Source organism: Fluviispira vulneris, from assembly GCF_014281055.1.
Taxonomy (GTDB): domain Bacteria; phylum Bdellovibrionota_B; class Oligoflexia; order Silvanigrellales; family Silvanigrellaceae; genus Silvanigrella; species Silvanigrella vulneris.
Genome location: NZ_JACRSE010000002.1, coordinates 216175 through 233541, shown reverse-complemented (window position 1 = coordinate 233541; position 17367 = coordinate 216175). Strand labels below are relative to the sequence as shown.

Here is a 17367-nt window from a genome sequence, read left to right as displayed (position 1 = left end):
AAATCACTAATTCGTTAATTTCAAAAACCAACGATCGTTTCTTAAATTCGGCCAAGTTCCTTGATCACCTGTAGAATAAGTTATAAATAATGCTCTACCATAAACACTTTTTTCATCTACAGGTCCCCAAAAACGACTGTCATATGAATTATCACGATTGTCACCTATACAAAAGATTTTTCCCTCAGGCACAACCCATGACTTGCTTTCCTCCAGAGAAAGACCACCCATTTTTTTTCTTAATATTTTATGAGGATATTGGCTAAAGCCAGATTCAATAAAAATATTATAATCCTCAGATTTTTCGATTCCTCCAATATCTTTCAGAATACTTCTATCCATATCTTGAATATTTTGGGCTGGTTTATTATTCACTGTCAATATTCCATCGGTAAATGAGATAGTATCACCTGCAATACCGACAACTCTTTTCAGAATAGTTTGCCCCCCTTCGCGCAGTGGACCTTGAAAAACCACTAAATCTCCACGCTTGGGTGAGCTCCAATTGATTAATCTTTTTTCCATAAATGGAAACATTAAACCATAGGAAAGTTTATTCACAACGACGTGATCACCTATTTTTAAAGTAGGAAGCATAGAACTCGATGGGATAAGATACCAATTTAAAATACTTGAGCGAAAAAAAACAATTAAGGCAAGAATTATTAAAATTTCTTTTATTTCTTTGAAAAATTTCATTAAAAAATTGCCGATCTTTTTATTCTTTTGATTTTAGTTTGTCCGCATTGTTGTTAAGGTATTCTCTAATATCTTTTTCTTTATCTAATAAGCGGATCCATTGTTCCTTATATAAGGTAACAGGAAAGCGTCCAAGACCATAAACAGACAATCCCCCTTTTTCACCTATTTTAAATGAAATTTCTTTATTATGACTCGATTTTTTCTCACTTTTTAAGATAGCATTTTCTGCGCGCAATCTTTCCAATTCTGCCCTGATATCTTCTTGATTTTGCATAGTTATATTCCTTTCAAAAACAAATCCTGTAAAACCAACTTACCATAGCATTTTTAAATTATAAAAAAAACCCTCTTGACACCCCACCTATTATACAGTTTAACGATGAGCTGGCAGGGGTTCAGAAAGACCTAACTCTTTTTGTTGCACGGGCGCACACTTTAGGATTGCGCATGTCGCAACCTATTAATTTGACTAGCTTTTAAATAAGCTCTTATAATTCTTTCTCAATTCTCGCCTGAGTGTATTTAGCTATTAGTAGCTAACCCCTTCTATTTCTTTATTTTTTGGGATGCAAATGACAAATAACAGTATTGTTGCAACAGAAGAGTCTTCTATTTTTAACTTATTGCCAGAAGCACTTCGCGAAGGCCTTATTTCGCAAGGTATTACTAAACCGACCCCTATCCAACAAGCAGCTTATAAACCTGTATTAGATGGAAGAGACGTGATTGCACAAAGCCGTACAGGCTCAGGCAAAACTCTTGCTTTTGGTTTGCCTGCTTTTGCACGCCTTGGGAAACCACAGGCATCTAAACCAAGACTTCTTGTCTTAACTCCGACTCGTGAACTTGCACAACAAGTTTCCGACGTTTTTGAAGCAAATTTTAAACCACAAGGTTTTCGTATCTTAGCGATAACTGGCGGAAAAAGCTACCGTTTTCAAACTTCATCCCTTCAACGCGGTGTGGATGCAGTTGTTGCAACTCCAGGTCGTTTAAATGACCTCTTGCAGCAAGGGGCTATTAGCCTGAGCAACGTTGAAATCCTCGTCCTCGACGAAATGGACGAAATGCTCGATTTTGGCTTTGCTGAAGACATTATTAAAATCAAAGAAGCTATTGGTAAAAAAGCACAAACCTTACTATTTTCTGCAACATTCCCACCAAAAGTGACAAATATTGCACGCCAAATGGTTGCAAATCCTTTTGAAGTTAAAGTTGCAAGTACAGATACAAGCACAGGCTTGATTGAGCATGGCTTCGTTGAAGTCAAAATGGGACGTAACCTCGATGCTCTCTTAGGATTGTTACTTTATCATGATCCAGAGCATGCCATTATTTTCTGTAAAACTCGCGATGAAACACGCAATATTCACAATGCTCTGCTTGAAAGAGGATTTGCTGCAGGCGTATTGAATGGCGAAATGACGCAAAATGATCGTAGCCAAACAATGGAACGCTTTAAGAATCGTCAACTTCGTATCCTCGTTGCAACAGACGTTGCTGCGCGCGGGATCGATATCAGCGGTCTTTCCCACGTTATTAACTTTACTGTGCCAACAAATGTTGAAACTTACACACACCGTGCAGGCCGTACAGGACGCGCGGGCGCAACAGGTAAAGCATGGACAATCATCACCCATATTGAACGTCGTGAATTCCAATTTGTTTGTAGCAAAGTAAAAATCAATCCAACTCGTATTGAGTTGCCAAATGCGAAGAAAATTGCATCGCAATTTTTAAACAATATGTTATTCCGTATCAATGCAAATAGCATTGAATCTCAAGAATATATTGATCACTCCGTTGAAAACCTTGTGGCTAATCTTGAAAGCGATAAGCTCAAAGAAGTTCTCGCAAATGTTCTCAAATCTGAAGCTTCTCGCCAACTTGGCAAGAGCTTACACGTAGAAGACATTTCACCTGCCTTCAAAACAGAGTTCGGCACAAACGTTGATTCCTCCAAATTTGGCTCAGACCGTGGTGGTCGTTCCTCCCGTGGTGGATTCGGCGGCGGACGTGGCGGCTTTGGCGGCGGACGCGGTGGTGACCGTGGTGGATTCGGCGGCGGACGCGGCGGTGATCGCGGTGGATTCGGCGGCGGACGTGGCGGTGATCGCGGTGGAGACCGTGGCGAAAAAAGAGGCGGCTACTCAACTTCCAGCAATCGCTCTGAACGTGGCGGTTTCGGCGGAAGAGGCGGAGCTTCTAAAAAGCCAACTGACAGCAGTGGCAAAAGAAACTTCCCAATCGCTTAAAGCAAGCCTTTGCGTGATAAAATCGCTCAATAGAATCTATTGAGCGATTTTTTTTAGATTGTATCAACTGTTCCACCAATTACAGTGCCAGTAACTTTAGCTCCATTTTTTAATTTCACTTTTCCAAGTTTACTTTCAAATTCTATATTTCCATCGACAGTGGAATTATCGAGCGTAATAACTTCATCGCTATTATCTTTATCTTTTATCACATATATATTTTTTACATAAGAATTATCTTTGATCTCAATATTTTCTGAAGTGATATTCAATTGCTTTTCTATACGACTTTGCGACATAAATAAATTTCCATCTACTTTTATATCGCCATTTATTTTACTATTCTCATATAGATCTAGAAAACCAACAGTTTTTATATTATTCAGAGTTGAATTAAATACTTTAACTTTCCCTGTTACTTTTACATCGCCATTTATTTTACTATTCTCATCCAATTCTAGAAAACCCACTGTTTTAACATCATTCAGAGTTGAATTAAAAACTTTAAAGTCCCCGATGACATTGGCATTCTCAGTAATTTCACTTTTTTTCATTTCCACTTTTCCAACAATTTTCAAACTTGTCTGTGTCGAGTTTTCTATTTTTATTGCACCCAAATTTCTTACAGATGTATAAATAGTTATAGCACAAACCAGTGAAAAAAAGATTGGACAACTTATAATAACAATAATTATTTTTTTCATAAGAACGCCCCAAAAATTATAAATACAATCATCCCGCTATAATTAATTCAGTAAAATACTAAAATAATTATAAAGAATCAAATAAATTTCGCTTACTCAAATCCATCTCCCCAGCAACTAGCTAGACAGGTCAAAATCAACGCGATAAAAACGAGATACTTATGCAGAACTCCTATATGTTCCGCTTGAGTTTGTTTGAGAATGAGAATTTTTCATATTATAGATATTTTACTCTTTCTCAATAATTACAAATTTTGCGAAAGAAATTTATATGAGACTTTGGGGAAAATCACGTGGAATCAGAAATAAAGGCGAGAGATCTTAGTTTTTTATCAGAGAATTGGAGAGCACTTTTAGGGGCTGAGTTTGAAAAACCTTACTTTGAAGACATCCGTGCTTTTTTGAAAAAAGAGCTCAAACAAGGTCACACTTTTTTCCCTGCAAAAGAAAAAGTATTCAGAGCCCTTAAGCTTGTCGACTTTGCCGATGTAAGAGTCGTCATTATTGGACAGGATCCGTATCATGGTATGGGCCAAGCCAATGGCCTTGCTTTTGCGGTTGAACAAGGCATTCCTGCTCCCCCCTCTCTGCAAAATATTTTTAAAGAAATTGAAAAGGATATTGGTAAGGGAAGACCCACCAACACCACTTTAGAAAACTGGGCAAAGCAAGGTGTCTTGTTGTTAAATACTGTTTTAACAGTTCGCGCGCACACTGCTTTTTCTCATCGAGAAAAGGGTTGGGAAAAGTTTACTGACAGTGTGATTGAAAAACTCAATCACAAAACAACACCCATAATTTTCATGCTTTGGGGTGCAGCAGCCCAGTCTAAAGCCAACATGATCACAAATCCTATTCACAATATTCTAAAAGCACCGCACCCCTCGCCACTTTCTGCCCACCGCGGATTTTTGGGGTGTAAACATTTTTCAAAAGCAAACGAAATATTAAGGAATCATAATATTTCAGAAATTGATTGGAACCTTTAATTTTCCGTGGAGTATCTGAATGTTTAAAGAAAAACGAAATTCTTTTGATGGACAAAAGTATTATGAAGTCTCATTAAAAGGGAAACAGTTATTGCTAAATTCATTTCTAAATAAAGACACAGCATTTACATATGATGAAAGAATCGAGTTTAAATTAGATGGACTTATACCGAATGTCATTGAAACTTTAGATGAACAAGTTGTTCGGGTTTATGGACAATATCTAAAAAAAGAGTCAGATATAGAGAGAAATATTTTCTTGACTCAACTATATGACCGAAATGAAACTTTATTCTTCAGACTTATGCAAGAGCACCTTATAGAAATGGTGCCTGTTTTTTACACACCAACCGTTGGTGATGTTGTTCAGCAGTTTAATCAAAACTTTAGAAGACCACGTGGTTTATTTATTTCTTATCCACAAATGTCACAAATTGACGATATTTTAAATAATATTCCAAATGCTTACGATGTAAGCGCGGTTTGTGTCACGGACTCCGAAGCTATTCTTGGGATTGGCGATCAAGGAGTGGGTGGAATTGTTATTTCAATTGCTAAACTTGCCATGTACACTCTTTGTGCTGGTTTTCATCCAACTAAAGTCTTGCCTATTGTATTGGATGTGGGAACAAATAATAAAGAATTATTACAAAATCCCCTTTATTTAGGCTGGAGACATGAACGCATTCGCGGCGAACAATACGACGATTTTATCGATGCTTTCGTGTCAGCTCTCAGAAAGAGATACCCAAATGTTTACTTACATTGGGAAGATTTTGGCAGACAGACAGCACGTAAAAATTTGGACCGCTATAAAAATGAAATGTGTACATTTAACGATGATATGCAAGGAACTGCTGCAGTTACTGTTGGCGCAATCCTTGCAGGTTTGAAAGTAAATGGCACAAAAATGAGCGAACAAAAAGTTGTGATTCATGGTGCAGGAACTGCTGGCTGCTGTATTGCAGATCAAATTCTGGCAGCTATGATTGCAGATGGACTTACGGAAAAACAAGCTCTTGCCAATATGTTTTTAATAGATATGAACGGTATGCTGCATACGAGCATGGATCATCTTGAGTATTTTCAAAGAAAATATGCTCAGCCAGTCGATGTCTACAACGATTGGGAACGGATTAAAGGAAAGCCTATACTTCTGTATGATGTAGTAAATAATGTTAAACCAACAATTCTCATTGGCACATCAACTCAAACGGGGGCTTTCACAGAAGAAATCGTAAAAATGATGGCTTCACATTGTGAAAGACCTATTATTTTTCCTTTATCCAATCCAACATCCCGCTGTGAAGCATTACCAGCAAACTTGATTGAATGGACACAAGGAAAAGTGCTTGTGGCAACAGGTAGCCCATTTGCCGATGTCCGATATAATGGAAGAGTTTTCCCTATTGGCCAATGCAACAATGCTTTTGTGTTTCCTGGCCTCGGACTTGGTGTGGTGGCTTCAAAAGCAACACGAGTCAATGATGAAATGCTTGTAGCTTGTGCAAAAGTTATCAGTGAATGCGCACAAATAAATAAAGATCCAAACCTTTCTCTTTTGCCATCACTGACACATATTCGTGAAGTCTCATATAAAATTGCTTATGCTACTGCTAAAACTGCACAAGATACCGGAGTTGCACCAAAAATGACTGATCAAGAAATACATGATAATATTCATGCAAATATGTGGAAAACAAGCTACGTGCGCTATGTTATAGGAAAAAATTAACCCACACTTAATTTTGACTTCCTTTTTAATTATATTCAATTAAGTTATAATTAATTTTATTGTTTATTATTATTAAGGATTGCATGATTATTTCAGAGCTTTTCATTTATTTTTTTTGTGCGATTATTGGTGGGGCACTTTCGACTCTACCACCTGGTCCATTAAATATAAGACTTCTTCTTTTCTATATTAAGGGTGAAAGAAAAAGTTTATTTTATTTTCAACTTGGAATCTTATTAGTAGACGTAACTATCTGCATTATTGCCTTCATTATTGCTCAAAAAACAAATAACATAACTCAATTAATCACATTTGGAAAAAATAATCTCTTCCTAATTCAAATTTCGTTTTTGGTCGTACTCTTGTACATTGGCTTCACCCACATATTAACAAAAAAATATCAGCCTTCATTAAAAAACAATCCGATTGAAAATCCTGATATTGAAAAAAACAAATCTAGCAAATTAATTCGTCATTTTATCGAAGGAATCGTTGGAACATTGACGATACCGACTTTGCTGCCTTTTTGGTATCTTTGGTGGATGGGGCAAAATTTAACCTACTATCATCCCATTTCGCTTGCAGTGATTCTTATTGCAATAGGAGTTTGCATTGGTGATCTCTTCATTTTTAAGACCTACAGATTTTTTGTTCTTAAAATCCCAGAAAGGATTTTACAAATTCGAATTGCAAAAATTGAAAAATGGGTGGGATATTTCTTTATATTATTTGCCTTTATTTTTGGTATTAAAATCTTTCTATTCTAATATATTGGACTATTTGCATGAAAATAATTGATCAAATACACAAATTAATATGCAAAATTGTCAGCATCTTTTTTGCCAGTCGGACGGTACGGCATGTCTTAAGTTTAAATCGTACTGAAAAAAAAGAATTTCTAAGAAAAATCATTGAAGAAAACAAAAAACAGAATTTTCATGAGAATACGAATCTCATACAGCACACAAAATCAAAATTCAAACTTGTGCAAAGCTATAATCAACTCCCCTGCACAATTGAAACACGAAAAAAAAGAGCTGATCTCTTCGAAAGAAATGGTTTCAGAGATAAAAGTATTTTACTTATGGGTGATGATGATCATGTTTCAGTAGAACTCGCAGCCCGTAACTTCAAATATGTCACTGTTTTAGACTGCGATCTGCGTCTCCTAGAGGAGTTAAAAGTGCTTACTCAAGATGCAAAACATCAAGTCACATTCTTTCATGTAGATTTATATGATGGACTCCCTAAATTTTTGCAACATATATTTGATGTCGTCTGTTTTGATCCTCCACAAAATTACGAAGATCTTAATGTATTTTTAAAATGCGCTTTAAAAGCTACAAAATATGAAAATTCTAATTTCTACATGATGGTCAATTGCAATTCTTTAGGAAATAAAAATATTGAAAAGATATTTGAAGTCTTAAAGAAAAGCGGGTTTATAAATTCAAAAAGAATGGATTTCTTTAATTGCTACCCTTTAAATAAAGGCCAATCCCTCTTGCTTAAAGTAATGTCATACTTTACACATAGCTTTAAGGAAAGAAAAGAAGGAATTCATTGTCGGTATTATTATACAGATTGTCTTGAATTTAAAGCAGATACATTACAAAAAAGCAATCATGATCTCTTTGACGAACATCAAGTCATATCTCCAGTAGTATCGCATATTAATCTTCCTGAAATTCCTCTTGCAGTCTATAAACAATATGGATTGCAAAACAGAAAAAACCCTTAGTGGAGGGAAGGAAGGCTTTCCTTCTTTATAAATGAAGATTCAAAAAAAAATAGCGATAGTTGTGCAAAGATGTGGAATAAATATTAATGCAGGTGCAGAAGTATATGCATTAAAACTAGCAGAAGGACTTGCATTAAAAAAGCAAAGAATTGAAATATTAACTAGCCAAAGCGATGATTATATATCTTGGAATAATAATCTTCCAGCAAATGAAGAACAACAAATAGAAGGTAGCAAATTTCAAATAAAACGATTCCCTGTTCTACATGATAGAAAGCGTATTTTATTTGGCGCTGTTAAAAGAATCATTTTTTTTACTCAAAAACATATGTCCATTTTTTACAAAATTTTATCACCTATATTAGATTTTATTTTTTTGAAATCACAAGGACCATGGTGCCCAGATTTATGGAAGTATTTAGAAAAAAATGCACAATTATATTCCCTAATTATTATAAAATCATATTTATATGCTCCGAATTATTATGCTGTTCGTAAAGCACATAAAAAAACTAAAGTCCTTTTTATTGTTACTGCTCATAATGAACCTGAATTCAATTTAAATTTCGTAAATAAAATGATTGAAGATTCAGATACTCTTGCATTTGTATCAATTGCAGAAAAAAATCTGTGTCACACTTTGAAACCATTTTCCAAGAAAAAACCTTTTATAATTTTACCTCCAGGATTCAATAATAATATAGCTTCGAACAGTGACACTGATACAAGAATTATGCATCTTGCATCAAAAAAATTCTTCACATATATTGGGAGAATTGATAAAAATAAAAACGTAAATTTTATATTTGAAAAAACACCTAAAAATTGTTTGGTTGTTTTTGCTGGTGAACTAAAAATTGAATTTCCACAAGATGAGCGCTTTATTTATTTAGGACATGTCACTGAAAAGGAAAAAATTTTTCTTTTAGAAAATTCAATTGCCTTGCTAATGGTCTCCATGCGCGAAGCTTATTCAATTATTACAGCAGAAGCTATCAAACACAAATGTCTTGTCCTAGCATTGAGAGGTTGTGAACCGATTGAGGAGTTGATTGAAAGATATGGTGGATGCCTATGCAATGAAGAAAACTACTCAGAAATCATGCTGAATTTATGGAATAACACGAACTCTTTTGATAGAAAATCTATAAAAAGTGAACTCATAAATATAGAAAAAAGCTATTTACAAAATGCTGTTAAGATTATAGACTTAACTTAATTTAAAAAATTAAGGATAAAAAATGCTAAAATTAAAAATAAGTGAGCATAAAATAGAAAATTTATCACATATATTATTTTTAATAAATTTTACTTTTATAAATTTATTCATCAGAATCCCAGATATTTTATCAATAAATATTTTGAGATTTTTCTTATATTTTATTTTTATAATTGGTTTTATAGTTTCTCTTGTTTCTACCTTTAATAAATATAAAACACTCACTATTAGTCTACTTATATTGATAACAATGATTGTTCTGCATGCTTTTATACTTTTCTATCAACCATCTTTCAGAAGCGGAATTTCTTTCCAAAACTACATCTTACAGAATAACATCACCGCTGACTTTGCAATAACACAAACTCGTCTTTATCTGCTTTTTTTTGTTTTATTTATTTTCCCATCACTTAACTTTTTTTCAGATATTTTATACAATAGGTCCAAAAATAACTTTGTAAAATATTTTCTATTAATAATAATTGTAAGTGCAATCATAAATTCTTTAGTTGCTATTTTGCAGGGAATCTCTAATATACATTTTTTAGCTCAAGGAAGTGGAACTTCTGTTGATGCAAACAGACCTCCTGGACTTTTAGAAGATTCAGGTATTGCTGGACTCTATTTTTCAATAAATTTTGTAATATTTTTTATAGCATTTTTTGAAAATATTTTTTCATTAAAATCTAAAATTTTTATAGCATTCCTTGCATCAGTCACACTTTTCGCTGGTATTATGAATGATTCAAGAGGATTTTATTTATCTTCTATAATTTCTATCTTACTTTATATATCTAATAAAGCTTATAAATTATATATTAATAAAAAATATAAATTACTTTTTTATATAACATCTTCATTTATCCTATTTTGTGGATTTATTTTACTTCTATTAAAAAAATTTCAATTGCAAGGATTTAACAGAATAGTTAATGGATTCACTCATAATAATTTCACGACAGATTTTCTCGCATATTACAATCAATTTGATGAACAGAGAGCTGGTCAATTAAAAATTATGTTACGATCTATTCAAGAACACTTTCCAATTGGCACTGGACTTGGTTCTTTTTCCGTTAATTTTTATCAATTTAAAAAACCCATCGAAATGACTCAACTTGATATGCCATCAAATTTGTATTTTTCAATCATTTCTGAATTGGGTCTTGTAGGACTTATATTACTTATAATAACAATTTTTATTGTAATAAATTGTATTCGAAAATTAAATTTATTACCTATATACACAAATGAATCATTATTTGTAAATAAAATTTATATAAAATGGTTGTTTGTGCCACTCATCATATATGCATCAATCAGTCATTTGCTTTCAAACGCTACATCAGCTTTTTTCACTGCAATTGCTATATCAGCTGGACTTGCACTCACGATCGATAAAACAAAAAAAGATCGGATTTACATAACAAGCATCCTAAATTTTTGTAGTCTTTTATTTATTATTTCTTGTTCATATCTTATATATTCTGCTCCTTCTATACCTAACTTTCGCTGGAAAGAAAGAAATGAACCGCAATTTCCTCAAGCTGTTGGAGAATTGCCTCATCCAGAGGGATTTACTGATTCTAAGCGAGTCTATTTCTCACAAATCATTCGCAATAAATTAAGTGGAATAAATAAATTATATAAACCAGAATTTTCTCAAGACGGAATATGGGTAGCTCCAAAAACAGAAATTATTCTAATAAAAAAAGAAATAAGATTATTTGTACACAGTGAATTAAAAAATCAACCAACGTATTTAAAGCTAAAATTTTATAACCAGTTCAATCAGACCGAAGATAATAACCTTGTTTTGAACAAATCAGATTGGGTTTCAATCAAAATTCCAAATAATATAAAATTTACATCATGTTTAGATAAAATAACTAATAATAACTTCTGCTATTTCAAAATTGAAGTTACACCGGCTTGGAAATTATCAAAGCTAACGGAAGTTGGATTTTTTATAGAAAAAAAATATCTAGAGTATTATGAAAATCCAAAAAATAAATCATGACTATAAATTTCTTGGAGATTAAATTGAAAAAAATATTTTTAATAAAAGAAACAGTTAAACTTTTAGGATCAAGAGGAATCAAATATTTAATATTTGCTATTTTTTCTTCTATTGGAATAGCTATTATTGAACTCAGCATGTCAATAATTATTCAACTTTTATTAATATCATTTGGTCTTTTAAGTGTAGAAGTGAAAGTATTATCTTTCTCTATCCCAAACATCTCATTACTTAATATATCTATTATCCTAATAGTTATTGCAATAATTCGCTTTATAGTGCAGCTTACAACAACCCAGACAGCATCATTTTTAAAAGAATATTTATTTTTAAAACTTAGAAGATTTTCAATCTATCGAATCTTATATGATTCTAGTGATGAAGTTAAAAATTCATCTGCAATTAATTTTAAAATATCTGAATTATATAGCAAGTCAGGAGATTTTATCGCATTTTTTACGAGCGCACTTTGTATGCTCGTACAATCAGCGATATTGCTTTGTATTTTATATATTGTTGCCTGGAAAGAAGCGATTATAGCAACAATTGGTGTTGGGCTTATTGGCTTAATTGTTTTTAAAATAAATAATCTTGTAGCAAAAAATGCCAAGCAAGTCCCTGCCCAACAAATTAAATTAAACGAAGGTATAGAAAAAATTTCCAGAAATTTTCTGTTTATTAAATTGATGAAGAAAAGAGATGAAGAATATAGTGAAATAACTGAAGCATTAAAAGAGTATTCCGCTAAATCAACTAGTGCTTATTTTTATAGTAATTTAGCAACACAAACGGGTCCTTTTTTAGGTATATTACTTCTTGTTTGTATAATTTCAATTAGTATTGGTCTATTTCATACTAATGGAGCAACATTGATTTCTTTTATTTATTTGTTGTCAAGATTTGTCCAAAGTTTATCGATATTTTCTGGCTATTTTGGTAATGCCAATACTTTTTTTCCTCAATATAAACTATCACTTATGTCGATTAATAGTAATTTTAAAATAGCTTCGAAGGAGTCAACTGATAGAATTCACTTAAATGGGTATAGGAGAAAAAGTAAAAAAATAGTTCCAAATAATTTTATGGCAAATAAAAAATCTGAATTCCAGATTTCGCCAACAATTACCTTCTCTAACGTAACATTTGCATATCCAAACTCTCTGCCTATATTTGAAAATTTGAATATGACCTTTGAAAAAGGCAGTCAGATTGGCCTAATTGGAGCAAGTGGCACCGGTAAATCCACTCTATTGTTTTTATTAACTGGACTCTTACAGCCAATTTCTGGTAAAGCCTCGATTGATAACATGCCACCTTGGGAATATGTATCACAAAAAAACATCCGAATTGGTTATGTTGGTGCTGAACCTTTTCTTATAAAAGGAACAATTAAAGACAACCTTTGTTATGGAATATCTAAAGAAATAAACGATCGAGATATTATAGATATCTTAAATAAAGTATCTTTAACTAAAATTATTGAAGAAAAAGGCTTGTCTTATGAAATAGCCGAGGATCAATCTGGATTATCTGCTGGTCAAAAACAAAGAATTTGTTTAGCCCGTGCATTGCTAAACGAACCTGCACTGCTTATTCTCGATGAAGCAACAGCAAATCTAGATGAAGAAAATGAATTTTTGATTGCTAAAATTCTTGCTGAAATTAAAACAAAATGCACGACAGTAATTGTTTCCCATCGTGCAGGTATTCTTAAATTTGCCGATAAAATTATTGATCTGAAATCACTGAAGTCTGTTTGATTTTAGAAAAACTAAATTTAGTTTTTAATTTTCTTTGTAATTCATCAATCACACTTAACACACACGGTACGACAACGAGAGTCAAAATGGTTGAAGAAACAAGTCCTCCAATGACACAAATTGCCATTGGTGAGCGCCCTTCTCCACCGACACCATGCCCATAAGCAATTGGCAGCATCCCAAAAATCATTGCAAACGTTGTCATTAAAATCGGACGCAAGCGCAATGGACCTGCTTCTAACAAAGCATCATTGACTTTGTATCCTTGGCGCATGCGTTGCAAAGTAAAGTCTATCAATAAGATTCCGCTTTTCACCACAAGTCCAATTAACATGATTAGACCAATCATTGCATTGAGATTTAATTGCTTACCAGTGATAAGCAAAAAGCCAAAAGCACCTGAAAAAGCTAAAGGAACACAAGTCATAATTACAAAAGGATAAATATAGCTTTCAAATTGTGCACACAATGTCATGAAGACTAACAAAATAGAAAGTGTTACTGCAATAAGCATAGCTGAAATTGTTTCGCCCAAGAATTTCCCCTGACCATCGAATTCAAAAAGAAATCCCTCTGGAGTTGTTGCAGTTGCTTCTTTTTTGATGAGATCGAGAGCTTTGCTTAAATCTTTTCCTGTATAATTGGCAAGAACAAATGCAAAGGGAATGCCACCTGAGTGTGTTATTTTTGAGGGAGAATCTTTTAAACTTAAATCGGTCATCGCAGCCAAAGGAATTTGAGTTCCTTTATTATTTTGTACGTACAGTCCAGATATATCTTCCACTTTTTGTGAGTCTTTTGGATTTATTTTTATTTTAACATCATTGCGATTGCCAAGTTCATCTTGCATTTCTCCAAGTTTCATACCTTCTTTATTGAATAAAATATTAATTGTCTGTCCAATATCATTTGCATTTATACCCAAATCTGCAGAACGCACAGCATCCGGTTTTATTGATATTTGTTTATAAAAGGGAGGGGGATCGACAAAAGTATCAACTGACCCGGGTACTTTCTTTTCAATAAATTCTTTCATATGATCCGACCATTTTTGCAATTTTTCAGGATCATTTCCAATTAATTTTAATTGAATGAGCTGAGCTCTCCCACCTATACTTGGCATATCAACTTGAATAAGTGTTCCTTTTTCAGAAAACGTTTTATTTAAGTCTGTTCTTAATCGGTCAATCAGTTCTTCTACACCATAATTTCTGTCTGCTCTATCAACCAATAATACAGTCAGATTTGCTTTATAAGAGGGTTTGTCCATTTCGCTCCCAATTGTGAGTAAGACATCTTTTACCCCTCCATAAGCACGAATTTGCTCGCTCATTTTAACTGCTTTTTCTTTTGTATAACTTATAGGAGTGTTCGGTGAAAATTGATAAACGACGCTTAATTCACTCAAATCATCCGCTGGTAAAAAAGCTTTCGGTACAAAGAAAAGCATAATGAAACTTAAAATAAGAACGATTATGCCAGATAAAATTGTCAGTAATTTCCGCTTTAAATTAAATAAACAAAAGGATAATACTTTTTTATAAAAATTTTCTGTTGCTTTAAAATAAATTTCGAATTTTGCACTGATTGGACGCTTTTTTGGATCGAAATCATGAGAATTATTTAAAATTTTACTTGACATCATCGGGGTTAAAGTAAAAGCAATAAACAGTGAAATAAGAACTGCTACAGACACAGTAATACCAAAGGGAAAGAAAAATTTACCAACAATTCCATCCATAAAAGCAACAGGAATAAATACCGCGCAGACAGAAAGAGAGATAGCTATTGCAGCCAAACCGATTTCCGCAGTTCCATCTTTTGCGGCTTGTACAGCAGACTTACCCATATTTAAATGGCGATTTATATTTTCTATAACTACGATTGCATCATCTACTAATAATCCTATTGAAAGAGTGAGACCGAGAAGTGTCATACTATTAATAGAAAAATCAAATACAGAAAATGCGGCAAAGGTACCAATGATTGCTGTAGGTAACGCCAAAGCACTGATTATTGTAGAGCGCCAATCCCTTAAAAAGATATAAATAATACAAATTGCAAGGATAGCTCCTATGACCATATCTGTAAAAACAGAATTCATAGATTGTTTTATATAGATCGAACTATCTTTTATCATTTTTAAAGACACACCTGGAGGTAAAGTTTTATTAATGATATTGATTTTTTCTTTTACTTCATGTGCACTTTTAACAATATTTCCACCCGCTTGTTTATTTACGAGCAATATTATTGTTGAGTTATTATTATATTGTCCATATGTGCTTTCATATGCTAAGCCATCAATCACTTCAGCCACATCACTGACTCGAATCATATTTCCACTTTGTCCTGGAACAGGTATGGCAATTCGGGCAATTTGTTCAACGGAGTAGGGAACTCCTGTGGTTTTAATCTGAATTTGATTAGAATTTGTTTCTAGAGAACCACCTTGCATTTCCATTATTTGACTTTGTATTGAATTTGCAACGAGGGTTGGACTCAAACCAATGCTTTGCAATTTAGATTTATTAAGAAGAACTTGAATTTCTCTTTCTCTATCCCCAATTACATTGACCTGTCCTATACCATTAATTTGCTGGAAACTCGTTACTAATTTTTCATTTGCTAAAGTCGACAAAGCCCCAAATGGATATTTACCATCACTTTGCAGAACCAATGTTGCGATCGGCATTTCCCCTATTTGTATTCTTCTTATCTGTGGAGCGCGGGCTCCAGATGAGCTAGGATAACTTGGATCCCCTTGAATAATAGCGACTTGATTCAGAACATTTTGCATTGCGGTAGAGGTTTCAACCCCCAACTTAAATTGCAAAACAACAAGTGCAGAATTTGGGGAAGCTGTACCCATTATGCTGTCAAGTCCTTCAATTCCATTTAAATTCTGTTCCATGACTTTTAAAAGTTTTTCTTCAACTAAAGTCGCATCAGCACCTGGCCACACTGAACTTACAATGATGATGGGAAAATCAACGTTGGGATTATTTTCTACAGGCAGTTTCATTAGAGAAAATAATCCAAAAACAATAAATAATAGATTCAAAATCGTAGCAAATACTGGTCTTTTTATTGATAAATTAGATAAAAACATTAAAATTCCGCCTCTACAAATTGCCCAGGTACAAGGTTAATATCGCTTGTCATTACCTTTCCACGTACTTCAAACATTCTTGTTTCTTTCGAAATCAAATCGACAATTTTAGTTATTTTTAATTTAGTACTTGCATCTATCGAAGGGACATTAATATCAATATTCATACCAATTTTAACTTTTGAAAATTGTGCTTCATTAATTAATAATGATATTTCAACATCTTTATCTTCAAATGCACTAAAGACAGCAACTCCTTCTGAAACAAATTCACCAATATCTTTAAATTTTCCAGAAATTTTTCCATCATACGGCGCTACGAGACGTGTGTCATTATAAGCTTTTTCAGCAATAGTTAAATTCGTTTCTGCTTGCGAAAGCTGAATTTGTGAAGATGCAAAAATATCTTGAGCTTGTTCCAAAGCATAGGGGGTTGTAGCATTTTTCTTAATTAATTCTGTCGTTCTTTCCAATTCTCTTTTTGCTTGCTCAAATTTTACCTTAGCTAATTGCAAATTTTGTTGTTGCAGCTTTTTTTGTAAGAGAGGACTTCTATCGTCAAGTATAGCAATAATTTGTCCCTTTTTAACTTTATCACCTACATTGACGTATTGTTGAGAAATAAAACCGCGTGTTTGAAAGCTTAAATTTCCTTGCTTTAAAGATAAAACATTCCCATTGACTCGAAAACCAAGATCGCTTTGATCTTTATGCAAAGATACATTTTTTATAGATTCATCCACTTTTTTATTATCATTCTCATTTATAATTTCACTTTTATTTAACACCAATTCTTTGCTTTCATCTGCTTTAATATTTTCATTATTTGTCTTGATTGATTTCTCTACACTATAACTATTTGATTCTAAATTAACTTGAGGCATCGTCCCTGATGGGGGCAATTGTGCTTTATCACTTTTATTTTTTGAATTGCAGGATATTAAGTATAACATTGATAATGAAACAATAAAATATTGAATCAACTTTTTCTTCATTATTAAACTCCCAAATAACATATCTTTAAATAAAAAATTCATTAAAAATCTTCAGCAGAAATAACACAAAGGTTTTCCTTTGTCTTGCTTTTAAAATAATTTTTATATTTTTTTGCTTAAAATTTACGCAGAATG

At 33.1% G+C, this 17367-nt stretch carries 13 protein-coding genes; 8 read left to right on the top strand and 5 right to left on the bottom strand.

What is annotated here, in order from left to right; genetic code table 11:
- Positions 1-6: 6 nt before the first annotated feature.
- Both lepB and H7355_RS04855 read right to left on the bottom strand, forming a co-directional pair.
- Positions 7-699, bottom strand: coding sequence for a signal peptidase I (lepB, locus tag H7355_RS04860; protein WP_186645594.1), 693 nt, complete (start codon positions 697-699; stop codon positions 7-9).
- Positions 700-718: 19 nt separating this feature from the next.
- Positions 719-976, bottom strand: coding sequence for a hypothetical protein (locus tag H7355_RS04855; protein ID WP_186645593.1), 258 nt, complete (start codon positions 974-976; stop codon positions 719-721).
- Between the two features lie 298 nt (positions 977-1274).
- Between H7355_RS04855 and H7355_RS04850 the strand changes: the two genes are divergently transcribed.
- The gene (locus tag H7355_RS04850) at positions 1275-2957 is read left to right on the top strand and encodes a DEAD/DEAH box helicase (protein ID WP_186645592.1); all 1683 of its coding nucleotides are present in this window, start codon (positions 1275-1277) and stop codon (positions 2955-2957) included.
- 53 nt (positions 2958-3010) lie between these two features.
- Here H7355_RS04850 and H7355_RS04845 read toward each other — a convergent pair whose 3' ends face one another.
- Entirely contained in the window at positions 3011-3661 is a 651-nt protein-coding gene (locus H7355_RS04845) for a hypothetical protein (RefSeq protein ID WP_186645591.1), read from the bottom strand.
- A 293-nt stretch (positions 3662-3954) separates the two neighbouring features.
- Here H7355_RS04845 and ung point away from each other — a divergent pair, with 293 nt between their 5' ends.
- The 7 genes from ung (at position 3955) to H7355_RS04810 (ending at position 13125) form a co-directional block, all read left to right on the top strand.
- The gene (ung, locus tag H7355_RS04840) at positions 3955-4650 is read left to right on the top strand and encodes a uracil-DNA glycosylase (RefSeq protein WP_315861824.1); all 696 of its coding nucleotides are present in this window, start codon (positions 3955-3957) and stop codon (positions 4648-4650) included.
- A gap of 19 nt (positions 4651-4669) precedes the next feature.
- Positions 4670-6385 carry an NAD-dependent malic enzyme gene (locus H7355_RS04835; RefSeq protein ID WP_186645590.1) on the top strand — a complete coding sequence of 572 codons (1716 nt, stop codon included), beginning with the start codon at positions 4670-4672 and terminating at the stop codon, positions 6383-6385.
- A gap of 83 nt (positions 6386-6468) precedes the next feature.
- Positions 6469-7152, top strand: a complete 684-nt coding sequence (locus tag H7355_RS04830) for a hypothetical protein (RefSeq protein WP_186645589.1) — start codon at positions 6469-6471, stop codon at positions 7150-7152.
- Between the two features lie 17 nt (positions 7153-7169).
- A complete protein-coding gene (locus tag H7355_RS04825) occupies positions 7170-8126 on the top strand; it encodes a bis-aminopropyl spermidine synthase family protein (protein ID WP_186645588.1) in 957 nt (318 codons plus the stop codon).
- A 31-nt stretch (positions 8127-8157) separates the two neighbouring features.
- Positions 8158-9345 carry a glycosyltransferase gene (locus tag H7355_RS04820; protein WP_186645587.1) on the top strand — a complete coding sequence of 396 codons (1188 nt, stop codon included), beginning with the start codon at positions 8158-8160 and terminating at the stop codon, positions 9343-9345.
- A gap of 22 nt (positions 9346-9367) precedes the next feature.
- Entirely contained in the window at positions 9368-11365 is a 1998-nt protein-coding gene (locus H7355_RS04815; protein ID WP_186645586.1) for an O-antigen ligase family protein, read from the top strand.
- Positions 11366-11388: 23 nt separating this feature from the next.
- Positions 11389-13125 carry an ATP-binding cassette domain-containing protein gene (locus tag H7355_RS04810; RefSeq protein ID WP_186645585.1) on the top strand — a complete coding sequence of 579 codons (1737 nt, stop codon included), beginning with the start codon at positions 11389-11391 and terminating at the stop codon, positions 13123-13125.
- Here the strand turns inward: H7355_RS04810 and H7355_RS04805 are convergent.
- Entirely contained in the window at positions 13094-16237 is a 3144-nt protein-coding gene (locus H7355_RS04805; protein ID WP_186645584.1) for an efflux RND transporter permease subunit, read from the bottom strand. The two genes, H7355_RS04810 and H7355_RS04805, sit on opposite strands and share 32 nt — an antisense overlap.
- Positions 16237-17232 (bottom strand): efflux RND transporter periplasmic adaptor subunit, encoded by a 996-nt coding sequence (locus H7355_RS04800; RefSeq protein ID WP_186645583.1) that lies wholly within the window; start codon positions 17230-17232, stop codon positions 16237-16239. Before H7355_RS04800 ends, H7355_RS04805 begins: the two co-directional genes overlap by 1 nt.
- Positions 17233-17367 lie beyond the last annotated feature (135 nt).

Excerpts from the sequence above, each read along its gene's own strand:
- H7355_RS04825 (WP_186645588.1), top strand. The coding sequence starts at position 7,170 with ATGAAAATAATTGATCAAATACACAAATTAATATGCAAAATTGTCAGC.
- H7355_RS04820 (WP_186645587.1), top strand. The coding sequence starts at position 8,158 with ATGAAGATTCAAAAAAAAATAGCGATAGTTGTGCAAAGATGTGGAATA.
- H7355_RS04805 (WP_186645584.1), bottom strand. The coding sequence starts at position 16,237 with ATGTTTTTATCTAATTTATCAATAAAAAGACCAGTATTTGCTACGATT.
- H7355_RS04845 (WP_186645591.1), bottom strand. The coding sequence starts at position 3,661 with ATGAAAAAAATAATTATTGTTATTATAAGTTGTCCAATCTTTTTTTCA.
- H7355_RS04830 (WP_186645589.1), top strand. The coding sequence starts at position 6,469 with ATGATTATTTCAGAGCTTTTCATTTATTTTTTTTGTGCGATTATTGGT.
- H7355_RS04855 (WP_186645593.1), bottom strand. The coding sequence starts at position 976 with ATGCAAAATCAAGAAGATATCAGGGCAGAATTGGAAAGATTGCGCGCA.
- H7355_RS04835 (WP_186645590.1), top strand. The coding sequence starts at position 4,670 with ATGTTTAAAGAAAAACGAAATTCTTTTGATGGACAAAAGTATTATGAA.
- lepB (WP_186645594.1), bottom strand. The coding sequence starts at position 699 with ATGAAATTTTTCAAAGAAATAAAAGAAATTTTAATAATTCTTGCCTTA.
- H7355_RS04800 (WP_186645583.1), bottom strand. The coding sequence starts at position 17,232 with ATGAAGAAAAAGTTGATTCAATATTTTATTGTTTCATTATCAATGTTA.
- H7355_RS04850 (WP_186645592.1), top strand. The coding sequence starts at position 1,275 with ATGACAAATAACAGTATTGTTGCAACAGAAGAGTCTTCTATTTTTAAC.
- H7355_RS04815 (WP_186645586.1), top strand. The coding sequence starts at position 9,368 with ATGCTAAAATTAAAAATAAGTGAGCATAAAATAGAAAATTTATCACAT.